Below are 15,872 nucleotides of genomic sequence, written 5' to 3' on the forward strand. Positions count from 1 at the left end.
GATTATTCTCTATTGATCGGCGAAGCACCAGCTTGAAGCGCGGACCGCCCCTCGGGGCCCAGACCCCGGAGCTTCGGATGATCTCGACCCTCGCCAGCCCGCTCGCCCTGCCCTGCGGCGCCGTCCTGCCGAACCGTCTCGCCAAGGCCGCCATGAGCGAAGGCATGGCCGATCCCGGCAACCACGCCACGCAGCGGCTGGAGACGCTGTACCGGCGCTGGGCGCGCTCGGGCGCGGGGCTCCTGTTCTCGGGCAACATCCAGGTGGACCGCTGGCACCTGGAGCGGCCGGCCAATGTGGTGCTGGACGACGAGTCGGGCATGGCGGCGCTGGCCCGCATGGCGGCGGCGGGCAAGGTCGGCGGCGCCCAGTTCTGGGCCCAGCTCAGCCACACGGGCCGCCAGGTGATCGCCGCGATCAACCCCGAGCCGCTGGCCCCCTCGGCGGTGGAGATCGACGTGATGCGCGGCGCCGGCTACGCCTTCGCCCGGCCCCGCGCCATGACCGAGGCCGAGATCGGCCACGCCATCGACCAGTTCGCCGAGGCCGCCGTCCGCGCCAAGGCGGCGGGCTTCGACGGCGTGATCCTGCACGGCGCCCACGGCTATCTCATCTCGCAGTTCCTGAGCCCGCACACCAACCGGCGCCAGGACCGCTGGGGCGGGAGCCTGGCCAACCGGGCGCGGTTCCTGCTGGCCGTCGTCGCCGCCGTCCGCAAGGCGGTGGGGCCGGCCTTCCCCATCGGGCTGAAACTGAACGCGTCCGACTTCCAGAAGGGCGCCTTCACCCACGCCGACAGCGTGGAGGTGGTGCGGATGCTGAACGACACCGGCCTCGACCTGCTGGAGCTGTCGGGCGGCTCGCTGGAGCAGCCGAAGGTCGTCGGCGTGGCGGTGAAGGACGAAGGCGCCGACGGGAAGGCCGCCAGCACGGCGCGGCGCGAGGCCTACTTCCTGGCGTTCGCGGGCGCGACCCGGGCCGCGGCGAGGATGCCCGTGATGGTGACGGGCGGCTTCCGCACGCGCCTGGTGATGGCGGAAGCGCTGGCGGCGGGCGAGCTGGACGTGGTGGGCCTGGGCCGGCCGATGATCGCCGCGCCCGAGACGCCCGCCCGGCTGCTGGCCGGCGAGATCGAGGCCGCCCCGGCGCCCGAGGCGCGCCTGGAGCTGCTGCACATGCTGGGCTGGTTCAACATGCAGCTGGAACGGCTGGGCGACGGGCTGGACCCCGACCTGACGCTCGATGGCGCCGAGGCGGCGGCCCGCTTCGCCCCGCTGGAGGCGGCGATGACCCGGGCGCTGATGGAACGCCGCGGCCTGCTGGCGGCGGGGGCCGCGGAATGAGCCTGAGCCGGCTGGCCCACGTTTCGATCCGCGCCCGCGACTTGGCCGCCTCGCGGCGGTTCTACGCGGAGGTCCTGGGCCTGCGCGACGGGAGCCGCCCGCCGTTCCCCTTCCCCGGCGCCTGGCTCTATCTGGGCGATGACGAGGCCGACTTCGGCGTCGTCCACCTGATCGGCGACGACGGGACGGACGAGGCGCTGAGCGCCTACCTCGGCGATCGCGGCGGCGGGACCGGCGGCGCGGTGGATCACGTGGCGTTCCTTGCCGACGACTGGCCGCGCCTGCGGGCGCGGCTGACGCGGCTGGGCGTCGACTTTGTCGAACGCACGGTCCCGGCGCTGGGCCTGCGCCAGGTGTTCGTCACCGACCCTTCGGGCGTGGTCGTGGAGCTGAACTACGGCGCGGGCGGATAGGGCGGCAGGCCGCGCGGGTCCTTGTCGAGCGGGGGGACGCCCGTGGTCTCCACGTACCAGTCGACCAGGCGCCGCTCAAGGTCGGCGCGGATGTGCGCCGCGCCGCGGTCGTCGATCAGGTTGTGCGTCAGGCCGGGATCGGCGGCGCAATCGTAGAGTTCGCCCTGGCCCTGGGGCCGCACGACCAGCCGATGGGTGGCGGTGCGCACCGAGGCGCAGCGCGAGACGGCCTCCGGGTGGGTGTGCTGGAGCAGGGTCTTGGGCTTGTAGAGCGCCAGTTCGACGACCGGCTCGAAGGCCTGGGGTTCGCTGAGGTTGTAGCCGCCCTCGGTGAAGGCCGCCTCGCGCGGGCGGCCCGGCTGGCCCATGAGCTGGGGAACCAGGCTGCGGGCGAAGTTGGTGTGAGCGGCCCGGGTCCCGGCCAGCTCCAGCATCGTGGCCATCAGGTCGTAGAGTTCGGTCATGCCGTGCTCGACCACGCCGGGCTTTCCACCGGGGATGCGGCCGATCAGGGGCACGTGAGAGAGGCAGTCCTCCAGGCCCGAGGGCCACTTCTCCACCAGGCCGTAGTCGCCGGCGTAGTCGCCGTGGTCGGAACTGACGAAGAGGGCGGTGTCGCGGTCGCGGCCGGTGCGCTGGAGCGCGTCCATAAGCTCGCCCAGCAGCCAGTCGGAATAGCTGACCTGGCCGTAGTAGACGGCGCGCACGCGACGGAAGTCGGCGTCGGCGAGCTTGTCCAGCCCGTAGGCCTCGCGGATGTCGGCGTGGAACCTGGGCTTCTTCGGCAGGCCGGGCGGGACCAGCGGGCCCACCTCGCCGGGCTTGTAGAGGTCGTTGAATTCGGTCGGCGCCGAATAGGGCGGATGCGGCTCGCTGAGCGGCAGGAAGATGCAGAACGGCCGCTCGTGCGCCTGGCGCTCCAGCACCTCGATGGCGCGCCGGACGTTGACGTAGTCGCCGGTCTCGGTGCGGTCGCCGAACGGCGGATAGAGCATCGACATGGCGCCGGGGGTGAGCGGCCCTGCGCCCAGCGCCTTCATCATCCCCGGCGAGGGCGGCGGATTGGCGCGCCATTCGGTGACGCTGTCGGGGAAGCTGGCCTGGGCCAGGGCGTCGTTCTTGCCGAACCAGAAGACGTCGTAGCCCGCCTGGCGCAGGTAGCGGAACATGTTCGGCTCGTCGGGCCGCAGGAAGTAGTAGAGGCTGCGGTGGCCGCGCACGCTGGCGGGCCAGCCGGTGAGCAGGCTGCAGCGCGAGGCGCCGCAGACGGTGAACTGGGTGTGGCAGTTGGCGAACCGCGCGCCCTCGCGGGCCAGGCGGTCGAAGTTGGGGGTCCTGCAGACGGGATTGCCGTAGCACCCCAGGGCGTCGGCCCGCATCTCGTCGGTGAAGAACAGGATCAGGTTCGGCCGCTGCGGCGCGGCCGCCGCCCCACCCGCCGCGAGCGCGGCGGCGCCCGTGGCCAGGACGGCGCGGCGATCGAGGTTGCTGACCGACATGCCCTGCTACGCTCCCCGTGCCCGCGGACCGGGAGGACACCACGGCGCGCGCGGGCGGTCCAGTTCAGGCGGGCGGCGGCGGCGGCGTGTGCGGGAAGTCGATCTCGCAGAGCAGCCCCTCGGGCAGGTATTCCACCGAGACCCGGCCGCCCAGTTCGCGGGCCAGGGCGTCCTGGACCAGGCGCGTGCCGAAGCCCCGGCGGGTCGGCGGCGACAGCAGCGGCCCGCCGGCTTCCTGCCAGACGAAATGGATCTCGCCGCCCACCCGCTTCCAGGAGACGCGCACGCGGCCGCCCACGGTGGACAGGGCGCCGTACTTCGAGGCGTTCACGCCCAGCTCGTGCAGGGCCATGGCCATGGCCAGCGCATGGTTGGCCTCCAGGCGCACGGGCGGGCCCTGGATCGTGAAGCTGGCGCCGTCGGCGTCGTCGAAGGGGGCCACGGCCACGCGGGCGACGTCGAGCAAGTCGGCCGATTCCCAGCGCTCGGCGGTGAGCAGGTTCTGGGCCGTCGAGAGCGCGATGAGGCGAGAGACGAAGGCCTCGCCCGCCTCGGCGGGGCTGCGGTCGGGCCGGAACGACTGGGCGGCGATCGACTGCACGGTGGCGAGCGTGTTCTTCACCCGGTGGTTCAGCTCGTTGATGAGCAGCTGCTGGCGCTCGGCGGCGTGGTCGCGCTCGGCGTCGAGGTCGAGGCGCAGCCGGGCCTGCAGCCGGCGGCCTTCGACGTAGAGCATGGTGACCATGGTCAGCAGGGTGGCCGTGGCCAGCGCCTGGACCGTGATCGGATCGACCAGCCAGCCCTCCTGGAAGGCGAGCGCACTGCCCGCGAAGGCCGCGACGAGCTCGGCCGCCGCGACGGCGCCCACCACCACGAACGACACCCGGGGCAGCGCCCACCATGCCGCCAGGGCGAGGACCAGGGCCAGGCCCCACTCGGCGGCCGGCGCCCAGCCGGGGCGGACGAGGCCGGCGCCGCGCAGCATGGCGTCGACCGCCTGGGCCTGGACGAAGACGCCGGTGACCGCCCGCGCCCGCGGCGTGCTGGCCTGCTCGGCGACGCCGGCGCTGGTGAGGCCGACCAGCACGATCTGGCCCTTGAATAGGTCCTTGGGCGCGCCCTTGCGCAGCAGGTTGACGGCCGAGGTGGTCTGGGTGCGCCGCCAGTCGCCGAACCGGATGAGGAATTGGCCGTCGTCGGTGGCGGGGATCGTCCGGCGGCCCACGCGCACGGCCCGAAGCCGGCCGCGATCGCCCACGAGCTCGACCTGCTGCGCGCCCGTCGCCACGCGGACCATCTCCAGCGCGAACCCCGGCGTCAGGGGGCCCGCGGCGCGGGCGACGAGGGGCACGCGACGCACGAGCCCGTCGGGATCGGGATCGCCGTTGACGAGGCCGTGGCCCAGGGCCGCCGCGTCGAGGATCGGCAGGTTGGAGACCGCGGTGGCGAAGGTGAGCACGCGGGCCGGCGCCTCGCCCCGGAACGCCACCTCGGGCGGAAGCGGCGCGGCGGCCTGGTCGAGGAAGTCGAACGATCCCGGCCGGACGCCCGCGCGGGCGACGACCACGGGGTTGCGGCCGATGACGCGGGCCAGGATCGCGTCCATGGACGGCAGCTTGCGGATCTCGGCGGCGGTCTGGGCGGGCAGCTCGGTGTAGAGGCCGGCGAAGAGCGTCGGGTCGAGCCGGTCGGGTTCGACCAGCAGCATGTCGAGCCCGATGGCGACGGCCCCGCGGTCGGCGATCTGCTCGATCAGCCGGGCCAGGTAGAAGCGCGACCAGGGCCAGCCGCCCACCTCGCGCAGGCTCTCGGCGTCCACCACGACGACGTGCACCCGGTGCGACGGCTCGGGCGCGGGCAGCACCCGCTGATAGACGTCGTACAGCGACTGGCGCAGGCCGCCGCCGACAAAGGCCATGAGGATGGCGGCCGCCAACGCCGCCACGAGCCCGGCGCAGCTGACGCGCAGCCGCGCGCCGGCGTCCAGTTGCATCATCGCGTCAGGCGGCGATCCCCGGCCTCCCATAGGCGCAACAGACCTCACACCAAACGCCAGGCCGAAGACTCAACATAACATAGTTCTGAACCGTGTCCGGCCCGGCCGGCGCGACGAAAGGAGGCTGGCGCCGATCGAGCCTCGGCGCGCGCTACGGCGCCGCGGGCCGCCTGCTCACTCGACCTGCGGCCGGACGCACATCAGCGTGACAGAATAGGATTCCCCGGCCTGAATACCAAGCGTCTTGCAGCTGATCCGCTTTTCCCCATCCAGTTTCGGCCAGTCCTTCTTGAGTTCCTCTTTGGAATTGGCCTCCATTTTCTGGCAAACTTGCGCTGTATTCGCGGTCTGCTTGGCGCAATAGCCGCCGGAATAGGCTGGGAAGTCCGCCGTGACGGGCTGCGTAGTCGCGGCAAAAGCAGTTGGGCCGAGGCCGGCGCCGCTGGCGACGACAACTGCGACGCCGGCAATCATCACGCCTCTGAGCTGACGCTGCTTGCTCATCCCGCACCCCCGTAGCTGCACATTGACATGATGCAACTATGAGTTTCATTATGCAATATCATCGTTACGCCGAGCGTGTCTTTGGGGGAGCGCGCGTGTCATATTCCGATGACTACGATTACGAGCTTTTCGTCAGCTACGCCCAAAGGGACAACGGGCGCGAGATCGGCCGACCGGTCACCCAGATCGTCGAGCGCGTCGAAGGGCACCTGCGCGCGCGCCTCGGCTGGCAGAATCCGCCGCGCATCTTCTTCGATCAGTTCGATGGCGAGATCACCGCGCCGCGCCTCGAAGACATCCTCAAGGCCGTCGGCCGGTCCGCCGTGTTCCTGGCCATCGGCTCGCCGAACTATATCGTGCGGCAATGGCCCCTCGCGGAGCTGAAGCTATTCGCGGAGCTGCCCGATGCGTCGAAGCGGCTGGTCTGCGCCGAAGTCCTGCCGCTGGATCCCGACGCCGGCGGCTATCCCAGCCCGCTGAACGAACTGCGCCAGGTGTGGTTCTGGCGGCCCGACCAGAAGACGCGTTTTCCGATCGAGCTCCATCGCAGCTCGTCCGACTACAAGAGAGCTGTCGTCACGGTCGGCGAGCGCATCCGCACGACGCTTCAGCGGATGGCGCCCGAAGCCAATCGCCCGCCGAGGGGCGTGGCGTCGCTGAACCCGATGAGCCTCACGAAGCCCGACTCGGTTCCGCAGCCCGAAGCTCCGAAGCCGGGGCGCGCCGGCGGAACCGCAGCGCGTCCGAAATCCGGCCCCGAACCGTGCGTCGTCGTCGGCGTCGTCGGCCGCGACATGGAGCCCAGGGTGGACGAACTTGCGGCGTCCCTCGCCATGGGCGCAAATCCGATCACGGTCCTGCCGGCGAGGCCCTGCCTTCCGGATCGCTCGGCGACGATGAAGGCGTTCGAGGCGGACCTGCGGCGCGCGTCGGTCTTCGTCCAGTTGCTGGGCGTCGAGGCGCCCCTCGAGACGGGCGGCTTCCCGGATGGCCGGGCGCAGTACGAACTCGAAACCGCGCACGCCCTGGAAAAGCCCGTCCGCCAATGGCGACTGCCCGACCTGCGGCTCGACGAGATCGACGACGACAATCATCGACAGCTTGTCGCCGAGTCGTCGTGCCCGATCCGGGGGTTCGAGGAGTTCAAGGCCGAGATCCGGCAGATCGCGCTGGCGGCGGCGGCCCCGAGGTCGCCGCCGGCGAACGTCTTCATCTATGCGCCGCGCACGCGGATCGGCCACGCCGAGGAGTTGCGGCGTATCTTCGAGGCCGCCGAATTCAGCGTCGCCCTTCCGATGGGCGCGACGGCGGGAGAGATCCGGCGGCATCGGGACCAGATGTTCAGCGAGGCCGAGATCCTGATGTTCGTTCCGGACACCGATCCGGACACGCTTTGGATCGACGACAACCTCGACCGGTTCGACATCAGCCGGGCGCAGAGGCCCGATCCGAAGGCGCTCGGGATCTGTTCGATCGGTGACGACGCGACCCCGCTGTCGGACGCCACCGTGACGACGGTCCGGCCGCGCCGGAACGGCGCCGGGCCCAGGACCACTCGGCTCAAGGCGTTCATCGAGGAGCTGCATACGTGAGCGCCGCGTCGCCCCAGACGGCGTCGACAGCCGCGGAAGCGACAGCGATCCGGTTCGAGGCGAGCCGGCTGGCGGCGGACTCCCGCGCCCCGTACCCGGGGATGCGCGCGTTCGAGCAGGACGAGGCCGACCTCTTCTTCGGCCGGGAGAACTCGGTCGACCTGATGATCGATCGGCTCGCCAGGACGCGGTTCCTCGCCGTGGTCGGCGCCTCCGGCAGCGGCAAGTCTTCGCTGGTCAAGACCGGGCTCATCCGGGCCCTTCGGCGCGGCGATCACCCGACGACCAGCCATCGCTGGAAGATCGCCGAAATGCGGCCCGAGGCCGAGCCGCTTCGCAACCTGGCCAGGGCGCTGCTCACGGCCGCGCGGCCCGAGCCCCCCGAGCAGGTCGAGATCGACGTGCTCGACGGCATCCTGCGGCTGGGGCCGGAAGCCCTCGTCGAATGGGTGGATGCGGGAAACTTCCCCGACGACTGGAACCTGCTGATCCTCGTCGACCAGTTCGAGGAGCTGTTCCGCTACAAGGACTACGCCCAGCGGGAGGAGCGGGACGCGTTCGTCCGCCTCCTGCTGGAATCGTCGGTCGAGCCGTCCGGGCGCATCAACGTGGTCCTGACCATGCGCTCCGAATACCTGGACGCCTGCAGCCTGCTGCCGGAGCTTTCGCGGAAGATCGGCGAGGGATTGTTCCTCACCAGCCAGATGACGTTGGAGGAGGTGCGCGAGGCGATCGAGCGTCCCGCGCTGCGCGTGAACGGCAAGATCCAGCCGGAGCTCGTGAACCGGCTGCTGGAGGACCTCGGCCAGTATGCGCCCTGGGATCGCGCGGAGACCTCGGACGAAGCCGAGCAGCTGGCCCGCCAAGCCGACCAGCTGCCGCTCATGCAGCACGTGCTGAACCGGATGTGGCGCCTGAAGCACGGCGCCGAGTCGGTCCTGACCCTGGATGACTACAAGGCGATCGGCGGGATCGAGGGGGCCCTCACCAAGCACGCGGCCGAAGTCGTCGAGGACTTGAAGGCCACGTTCGGCGAGGACACCCAGCGGGTCGTCGGCCGCGTGTTTCGCGCCTTGGCGACGGGCCCGTCGCTTTCCCTGGCCGTCCGTCGCGTGCGCTCACTGAACCAGCTCGCCGCCGAGACGGGCCTTCCGATCACCACCGTTCGGGACGTCGTCCGCGCGTTCGCCGCGCCGGAATGCGGCTTTCTGCGGATCTCGAAGCCCGAAGCGGGAGATGACGCCCGCGTCGATCTCGCGCACGAAAGCCTGATCCGCAAGTGGCGGAGCCTCTCGGTCTGGTTCGCCCAGGAAGTCACCGAAGGCGTCAACTGGACCCGGCTGGTCAATGCGGCCGCGCCGCACAGCGATATCGTCGCCCTGCCGCTCTCGGCGCCCGAACTGAGCGCCTACAATGCATGGTGGAAGGAGCGGAACCCGACGCCGAAGTGGGCCGACCGATACGGCGGCGAGTTCGACAAGGCCGCGCGCTTCCTCAAGCACGCAAATCACGTCCAGCAGGTCGCGCGCATCGGCGTGGTCGCCTTCATCGCGCTCATCGTCGCCGGCGCGGGCGGAACGGGCTTCACCGCCTACCGGCAGTACGAGAAGCAGAAGGACGCCAAGACGACGGCGGCGTTGCAGGAGAGGCAGTTCGAAGCTGTCCGCAACACATCGACCATGGTCTCGACCCAGATCTGCGAAGTCCTGCACCGCAGCGTGGACCTGCGCGTCATCCAGCCCTGCATCAACCGCTACGTCGCCACATTCCTCTCCGGCGCGACGGCGGGCGCCCACAATGAGGGTCAGGGTAAGGGCTGTCTTGCAAGCCAGATGGTGCGCCTGCCGGGGGGCCAGACCACATGCGCGACGAACTGATTTCGAGGAGGCGGAAATGACATCGAACCTGAACTGCCCGAGACGCCTCGTCAGGCTGGTCGTCGCCGCGGCGCTGGCCGCCGCCGGCCTGGTCGCGCCGACGCCGAGCTTCGCGCAGCTTCCTCCCCATCCGCCCGGCAGCATCTGCCTGACGCCGTACCTCTGGTGCTGGATGCCCCAGCCCGGTCCGGTGAACCAGTCCTGCGTCTGCTACACGCCCCGCGGCCCGATCGGCGGCCGCACCGTCTGACCCGGCCGGCGATCTCTAGCCCTGGACGGTCTTGGTGGGCGTGACGGTCCCGTCGTCGAGGTCGTAGCGGGCGGCGACGATCTTGAGCTGGCCGGCCAGCACCTTGGCGCGCAGCGGGCGGCTGCCGGCGAAGATCTCGGCGGCGGCGTTGGCGGCGTTGAGGTTGACCGCGGCGTCGACCCGGTCGGGCGCGTTGGCCGGCACGGCGCGGACGGCCGGCGCGATCAGGGCGACGAGGGAGCCGATCAGGGTCTCGCGGTCGGCCGGGTCGCCCTTGCCGGCGAGCGCGTCCATGGCCGCGGTGACGGCGCCGCAGCGCTCGTGGCCCAGCGCCATCACCAGGCTCACGCCCAGGTGCATCACGGCGTATTCGATCGAGGCGATCACCGCGTCGTCCACGACGTTGCCGGCCACGCGGATCACGAACAGGTCGCCCAGGCCCTGGTCGAAGATGAGCTCGGGCGGCACCCGGCTGTCGGCGCAGGTGAGGATGACGGCGAAGGGATGCTGGCCCTTGGCCACCTCGACCCGCCGCGCGGCGTCGGCGTTCGGGTGGGCGACGAAGCCCTGAACGTAGCGGGTGTTGCCGGCCATCAGCCGCTGGAGCGCTTCCTCCGGCGGCACGGCCGGCGCCGCGGCGGCGTGGCCGGCGTCGGCGGCGGGCGCGGGCGCGTGGTCGGGCGCGGCGGCGGGCTTGGCGGCCGCCTTCGCCTTGGGCTTCGCCTTGGCCTTGGGCTTGGGCGGCGGTTCGGCCGCGCCGAAATCGTCCTCGGCCCAGGCCAGCGCCGGCGCGGCCACGAGGGCTGCGCCCAGCGCCCAGACCAGGCGGCGGCGGTGAAGATCGGTCATGGCGGCGGCCCCGGCGTCGAACGGTAGCCGCCAATCAGAACAGGGATTTCCTAAGATGCCGTGTGGGCGACGAAGGCCCCTACTCCTGGCGGTTCCCCACGATGCCGTTGAGCTGCCAGCCGGCGGCGGCGGCTATCTTCTGGAAGAAATCCAGCTCGTAGGCCTGGTCGGGCGCCTCGCGCACCATGCGGTCGATGATCTTGGCGTCCTCGCCGACCAGGATGCGCCAGCGCTCGGCCTTCACCCCGTCGAGGATCACCGTGGCCGCCTCGGCGGCGGTCATGGGGGCGTCCTCCAGGAACCGGCGGGCCTGCTCGGCGACCATGGCCTGGATGGCCGCGTCGGGGACGGCGGCGGCGTCGATCCCCGCCCGGGTCATGCGCAGGCGCGCGCGGGCCAGTTCGTCGGCGGTGAGCGCGTCCTCCTCCGTGCCGCGGATCACCTTGCGCGAGTTGGCGGCGATGGAGGTGCCGATGTGGCCGGGCATGACCACCGAGCACTTCACGTGCGGGGCGTTCAGCCTCAGGTCGGTGACGAGCGCCTCGGTGAAGCCCTTCACCGCGAACTTCGCCGCCGCATAGGCCGTGTGCGAGACGTGCGGACCCAGGCTGGCCCAGAAGCCGTTGATCGAGGACGTGTTGACGATGTGGGCCTCGGACGCGGCCAGCAGCATGGGCAGGAAGGTGCGGACGCCGAAATAGACCCCGCCCCAGCAGACGTTGAAGGTGCGCTCCCACTCGGCGCGGTCGTCGGCCACGATCGAGCCGCCGCCGCCGATGCCGGCGTTGTTGAACAAGAGGTGCAGGTGGTCGGCGTCGTGCGCCTTGGCCATCTCGTCGCGGAAGCGGACCAGGGCGGCCTCGTCGGAGACGTCGGCCACGTGGGCGGTGATCTTGCACCCCTGGGGCACGCCGTCGGCCTCGGCCAGGGCGATGGTCTGGGCCATGTTCTTGTCGGAGACGTCGCACATGGCCACCGAGCAGCCCTCGGCGATGAGCTGGCGCGCGAGTTCGCGGCCCATGCCCGTGCCGCCCCCGGTGACCACGGCGAGCTTGCCGGCGAATTCCTTCATGGCGTCGTCCTTCCCCTGTCTTTGCGGGGAGACTAGCGCGGCCGTGTGATGACGCTGCGTCAGGAGCGCCGCGCCCAAGACTTGACCGGACCCGTGGCGCGGTGGGCCGCCCGCCCAATTAGGCTTTGACGACGCCCGACGGCGCCGCCAACGTCCACGGCGTGTGTGCGGCGGCCCCGGGCTGGCCCGCGCGGGCGGGAAGGGCCCGGGCGGGCGGGCCGGCGTCTTCCTGGCGTAGGTGCGAGCGTGAGCACAGCGAGTCGGTCCTTCCCGGAGCTTCTGCCCGACCTGATAGGCCTCATCTACGATTGCGCCCTGGACCCGTCGCTCTGGCCGCGGGCGCTGGCCCATATCGGCGACGCCCTGCATTTCGTCCACGCGGCGCTGAGCCTCCAGGCGATGCCGAGCGGCGCCGTCCTGCTGAACGTGTCCAGCGGCATCCCGAGCCCCTGGCTGGAGCGCATCGGCCAGTACGGCCCCGACGTCATCGCGCTGTGGGGCGGCGCCGGGCGGATCGCCGCGACGCCGCTGGAGGAGCCGGTGCTGCTCAGCGACATGAACCCGGCGGTTCTCGCCGGCGCCTGCGACAACCGCTTCTATTCGGAGTGGCGCCGCCCGCAGGGCCTGCTCGACTCGGTGTCGGTGGGGCTGACGCGCGACGCGCACTCGCTCTCCACCTGCAGCTTCGCGCGTCACGAGCGCCTCGGGCCGATCGGCGAGCCTGAGCGGGAGGCCCTGCGCGGGCTGGCGCCGCATCTGCGCCGGGCCGTCACGATCAGCCGGCTGCTCGACGCCCAGACCGTGGCGGCGGCGACGTTCGAAGCGGTGGTGGAGGCGACCGGCGCGCCGATCCTGATCACCGACGGCCAGCTCAACGTCCTCTACGCCAACGGCCCGGCCCAGGCCCTGCTCGGCCGGCGCGATCCCCTGACCCAGGTCGGACGGCGCCTCGTGACCAACCGGCCGGCGGCGACGCAGGCGCTCGCGGTGGCCATCGCGACGGCCGGGACCGACGAGGCGGACATCGGCCACCGCGGCCTGGCCATCCCCGTGATCGCCGGCGACGGCGCGCCGCACGCGCTGCACGTGCTGCCGCTGGGCGGCGGGACGCTGCGGCCCGGCCTGGTGAACGAGGCCGTCGCCGCCATCTTCGTCAGTTCCGCCGGCCCCGCGCCGAGCGACGCCGGAAGCCTGATCGCCCAGCTCTTCGGCCTGAGCGCGAAGGAGGCGCGGGTCTTCGAGCTGATCGCGCTCGGCCACACGCCCGGCGAAGCCGCCGCCGAGATGGGCATCGGCGTCAGCACGGTGCGCACCCACCTGCTGCGCATCTTCGACAAGACGGGCCTGCGCCGTCAGGCCGATCTCGTCCGCATGGCCGCGAGCCTCGCCCTGCCCCGGGGCTGACGCCCGTGTCCCGCCGCCGTCTTCGCCCTGGGGGCGAGTGGGCCTCCACCATCTGGTGGAAGCCCCCCCGGGGGACGACCCCCTACGACTTCCGGACCGCGCCGAAGGGGTGTGCGGCAGTCGTTTGGCATGGGGTGGATTGCATGAGGCGCACGATTCTGAAACTCGCCGCGGCGGCGGCGCTGGCCGGCCTGCCGATGGCGGCGCAGGCGGCGGTGACCTATTCCTTCGTCGCGGACTCGTCCGAGAATTTCGTGGACGGATCGACGACCTTCACCGGATCATTCGAAGTGACGCTGGCCGACTATGTGACGTCGAACACCGTCGTTCCCCTGGCCTCGCTCACCTCGTGCAGCGTCGTCGCCTCGAACGGCGGCGCCACGTCCTGCCTCAACCAGGGCTTCACGTTCCCCAGTCCAGACTACAACTGGGTCGACTTCGGCCTGAACTATGAAGGCGGGGAAAACCACTTCTACTACTACTTCGAGCTTGGCGCGTTCGCCACGAACGGCGTCCACGAATCGATCGTCCTGGGCCCGGAGCAGCACGGGTTCCTGACCGTGAGCGGCTCGCCGGACACGGGGGGCCCAGGCACGGGAGGACCGGGTACGGGCGGGGTGCCGGAACCGGCGACCTGGGCGCTGCTGATCGCCGGCTTCGGGATGGTGGGGGGCGCGATGCGCCGCCGGGCGCGCGCCGCGTTCGCCTGAACCCCGTCGGCGCGGCGGCCTAGTCGGCCGCCGACGCCTTGCAGGGCCGGATGCCGGCGAAATCCTTCAGGGCGTCGTCCTTCCCCTGTCGTTGCGGGAAGACCAGCGCGGCCGCGTGATGGCGCCGCGTCAGGAGCGCCCGCGCGAACCTTTCGCCGAATTCACGTGCGCCGCCACGGGCAAGCGGCCTCCATGACGCCGGGCCATGGGGGGATGGATGCGCTACGGATTGTTCCTGGCGGCGATGCTGGTCGCGGCGCTGGCGGCGATCGTGCGGCCGGCCTATTCGCCGAAGGAGCCGGCCGCACCCGCGGCGGCGGCGGGCGAGGTCCCGGCGCGGCTCGACACGGCGCTGGCCGGCAGGTTTGCATGGCGCAGCCTGCCGGGCGTCTCCGTCGCGGTGATCCGCAAAGGCGTCCCGCCTATCCTCTGGACCGCGGGCCGGGCCGACCTGCTGACCGGCCGCCCGGTGACGCCGCAGACCCCATTCGAGGGCGCCTCGCTCTCCAAGCCCCTGACCGCCTATGCCGCGGCGCGCCTGGCCCGCCAGGGCCGCCTGGACCTGGACGCGCCGATCTCGCGCGCGGGCCACACCTTCACCCTTCGCCAGGCGCTCAGCCACACGGCCGGCTTCGACAACGCGCTCTCCGATCATCCGGAGCCCACGGGGCCCGCCGGCCGCTTCGCCTACGCCGGCGCGGGCTTCCAGTTCGTCGGCCAGGCGATCGAGGCGGCGACGGGCCAGACCTTCGCCGACCATATGAACCGCGAGGTGCTGCCCGCGCTCGGCATGACCCATAGCCGCTTCGGCGGACCACAGCCGGCGGACCTGGCCCGCCCCAGCGTCGACGTGGCGCTTCCGTTCGCGGTGGCGGCGCTGGTCGCCGCGGTGGTCGGGCTTCCGCTGCTGGGCGGCCACGCCCACTTCGTGCGGCTCGCCCGGCCGCGCCGGCGCGCGCTGCGGACCTGGCCGCCCCGGCTGATCGTCGCGGCGGCCCTCGCCGCGGGGATCGGGGCCACGGCCCGGATGGCGGGGCCGGCCAATCCCGCCATCGCGGCGGCGGTCGCCGCGCTGGTCGCCGTGGCGGGCGCGGCGGCGATCCTCGCCGCGCGGCGGGGAGCCTGGCCGAAGCTGTCCGCCGCGGCCCTCGCGCTCGCCGTCGTCGCGACCCTGGCCCTCCGCCCGCCGCTACCGATGGCGTTGCGCAAGCCGACCGCCCTGCCTGCGGCCGGGCTGATCACCACGCCCCAGGACTACGCCCGCTTCCTGCACGAACTGATCGATCCGCAGACCATCGACCCGGCCATCGCCGCCGAGATGCTGAAGCCCCTGGTCCGTGCGAACGCGACCAACGCCTGGGGCCTGGGCGTGGGCCTGCAGACCCAGCCGCAACCCGCCGTCTGGCACTGGGGCCTCAACTATCCGGGCTACCAGGCCCTGGCGGTCGCCTGGCCGCGGACTGGTGACGTGATGGTGGTGATGACCAACGGCGGGGCGATGAGCCTCGCGCCCGGCGGCTATCGGCAGTCGGGCCTGGAGCTGGCGCGCGGCGCCGTGGTGGCCGTCGAGGGCGGGCCGCAGGGGACGTTCTGGGCCGGGCTGCCCTAGCCTTCGGGCGGCGCCTTGCAGGGCTGGATGTCGGCGGGCTTGGGCCGGCTTTTCGGGGCTTCGAAGATGGCGAGGTAGCCGACCCCGCCCTGCATCGTGGCGGCGCTGACCTGCCGGTAGCCCACCGCCTCGAACTCGCATTTCAGCAGGGCCGGCGGGGTGCCGTGGCGGGTGGTCGGCCGGTCGAGGTCGATGACCCCCACCTGGCCGCCCGGCTTGAGCGAGCCGGCCAGTTTCCAGAGCAGGGCGTAGGGGTTGGTGATCTCGTGGTACATGTGGACCAGCACCGCGCGGTCCACCGCCCCCTTGGGCAGGTTGGGATCGTCGGCGGTCCCCACCACGATCCTCACGTTCTTCAGGCCCCGCCGTTCGGCCTCGCGCTTGAGGCCCGAGAGGTAGGCTTCGACGATGTCCTCGGCGTAGACCACGCCCTTGGGCCCGACCGCCGGCGACAGGCGCAGCGTGTGGTAGCCCGAGCCCGCGCCGATGTCGGCCACCGCCATGCCGGGGGCGATGCCCAGGCCGCGGATGAGCTGGCCCGACTCGTCGGCGGCGTCGCGGCTGGGGCCCGACGACCATTCCGAGGCGACGATGCGGGCGACCGGCCGATCGGGCTGCGGGAAGCCGTCGGCGTTGCGGGCCACGGGGGCGGCGGCCGGCGGGACGGCCGAGGCCTGGCGGCCCGCGGGCGAGCAGGCGGCGACCAGCGCCGCCACGGCGAGGGCGAGGGATATCCGCATCGGCCCCAAGTCAG

14 protein-coding genes are annotated in these 15,872 nt (G+C 72.0%); 8 read left to right on the plus strand and 6 right to left on the minus strand.

Going from position 1 to position 15,872, the window contains the following annotated elements; all coding sequences use genetic code 11:
• Nucleotides 1-77 precede the first annotated feature (77 nt).
• Nucleotides 78-1,343, plus strand: coding sequence for a 2,4-dienoyl-CoA reductase (locus GC203_RS01720; protein ID WP_293450697.1), 1,266 nt, complete (start codon nucleotides 78-80; stop codon nucleotides 1,341-1,343).
• Nucleotides 1,340-1,756 (plus strand): VOC family protein, encoded by a 417-nt coding sequence (locus GC203_RS01725; RefSeq protein ID WP_293450699.1) that lies wholly within the window; start codon nucleotides 1,340-1,342, stop codon nucleotides 1,754-1,756. Before GC203_RS01720 ends, GC203_RS01725 begins: the two co-directional genes overlap by 4 nt.
• Here GC203_RS01725 and GC203_RS01730 read toward each other — a convergent pair.
• The 3 genes from GC203_RS01730 to GC203_RS01740 all read right to left on the minus strand — a co-directional run bounded on the left by GC203_RS01730 (nucleotide 1,738) and on the right by GC203_RS01740 (nucleotide 5,755).
• Nucleotides 1,738-3,255: a sulfatase-like hydrolase/transferase gene (locus GC203_RS01730; RefSeq protein WP_293450701.1), complete on the minus strand. Its 1,518-nt coding sequence runs from the start codon at nucleotides 3,253-3,255 to the stop codon at nucleotides 1,738-1,740. The genes GC203_RS01725 and GC203_RS01730 overlap by 19 nt on opposite strands.
• A 64-nt stretch (nucleotides 3,256-3,319) precedes the next feature.
• Nucleotides 3,320-5,248: a CHASE2 domain-containing protein gene (locus GC203_RS01735; RefSeq protein WP_293450703.1), complete on the minus strand. Its 1,929-nt coding sequence runs from the start codon at nucleotides 5,246-5,248 to the stop codon at nucleotides 3,320-3,322.
• A 177-nt stretch (nucleotides 5,249-5,425) separates the two neighbouring features.
• Nucleotides 5,426-5,755: a hypothetical protein gene (locus GC203_RS01740; protein WP_293450705.1), complete on the minus strand. Its 330-nt coding sequence runs from the start codon at nucleotides 5,753-5,755 to the stop codon at nucleotides 5,426-5,428.
• A 95-nt stretch (nucleotides 5,756-5,850) separates the two neighbouring features.
• On the opposite strand from GC203_RS01740, the gene GC203_RS01745 reads away from it, so the two are divergent.
• From GC203_RS01745 to GC203_RS01755, 3 genes are read left to right on the plus strand one after another with little or no spacing between them, the layout of a single operon-like run.
• The gene (locus GC203_RS01745) at nucleotides 5,851-7,347 is read left to right on the plus strand and encodes a toll/interleukin-1 receptor domain-containing protein (RefSeq protein WP_293450707.1); all 1,497 of its coding nucleotides are present in this window, start codon (nucleotides 5,851-5,853) and stop codon (nucleotides 7,345-7,347) included.
• Nucleotides 7,344-9,224 carry a hypothetical protein gene (locus tag GC203_RS01750; protein ID WP_293450709.1) on the plus strand — a complete coding sequence of 627 codons (1,881 nt, stop codon included), beginning with the start codon at nucleotides 7,344-7,346 and terminating at the stop codon, nucleotides 9,222-9,224. Before GC203_RS01745 ends, GC203_RS01750 begins: the two co-directional genes overlap by 4 nt.
• Nucleotides 9,225-9,240: 16 nt before the next feature.
• Nucleotides 9,241-9,474, plus strand: a complete 234-nt coding sequence (locus GC203_RS01755) for a hypothetical protein (protein ID WP_293450711.1) — start codon at nucleotides 9,241-9,243, stop codon at nucleotides 9,472-9,474.
• Nucleotides 9,475-9,489: 15 nt separating this feature from the next.
• Here GC203_RS01755 and GC203_RS01760 read toward each other — a convergent pair whose 3' ends face one another.
• A complete protein-coding gene (locus tag GC203_RS01760; RefSeq protein ID WP_293450713.1) occupies nucleotides 9,490-10,323 on the minus strand; it encodes a carbonic anhydrase in 834 nt (277 codons plus the stop codon).
• 79 nt (nucleotides 10,324-10,402) lie between these two features.
• The gene (locus tag GC203_RS01765; protein ID WP_293450715.1) at nucleotides 10,403-11,395 is read right to left on the minus strand and encodes an SDR family NAD(P)-dependent oxidoreductase; all 993 of its coding nucleotides are present in this window, start codon (nucleotides 11,393-11,395) and stop codon (nucleotides 10,403-10,405) included.
• Nucleotides 11,396-11,641: 246 nt separating this feature from the next.
• Between GC203_RS01765 and GC203_RS01770 the strand changes: the two genes are divergently transcribed.
• The 3 genes from GC203_RS01770 to GC203_RS01780 all read left to right on the plus strand — a co-directional run bounded on the left by GC203_RS01770 (nucleotide 11,642) and on the right by GC203_RS01780 (nucleotide 15,118).
• On the plus strand, nucleotides 11,642-12,799 hold the full coding sequence (locus GC203_RS01770; RefSeq protein WP_293450717.1) for a LuxR C-terminal-related transcriptional regulator: 1,158 nt from the start codon (nucleotides 11,642-11,644) through the stop codon (nucleotides 12,797-12,799).
• A gap of 143 nt (nucleotides 12,800-12,942) precedes the next feature.
• Nucleotides 12,943-13,509: a PEPxxWA-CTERM sorting domain-containing protein gene (locus GC203_RS01775; protein WP_293450719.1), complete on the plus strand. Its 567-nt coding sequence runs from the start codon at nucleotides 12,943-12,945 to the stop codon at nucleotides 13,507-13,509.
• A gap of 217 nt (nucleotides 13,510-13,726) precedes the next feature.
• On the plus strand, nucleotides 13,727-15,118 hold the full coding sequence (locus tag GC203_RS01780; protein WP_293450721.1) for a serine hydrolase domain-containing protein: 1,392 nt from the start codon (nucleotides 13,727-13,729) through the stop codon (nucleotides 15,116-15,118).
• Here the strand turns inward: GC203_RS01780 and GC203_RS01785 are convergent.
• Nucleotides 15,115-15,858 (minus strand): methyltransferase domain-containing protein, encoded by a 744-nt coding sequence (locus GC203_RS01785; RefSeq protein WP_293450723.1) that lies wholly within the window; start codon nucleotides 15,856-15,858, stop codon nucleotides 15,115-15,117. The genes GC203_RS01780 and GC203_RS01785 overlap by 4 nt on opposite strands.
• Nucleotides 15,859-15,872: the final 14 nt, after the last annotated feature.

Source organism: Phenylobacterium sp., assembly GCF_016124325.1.
Lineage (GTDB): Bacteria > Pseudomonadota > Alphaproteobacteria > Caulobacterales > Caulobacteraceae > Phenylobacterium.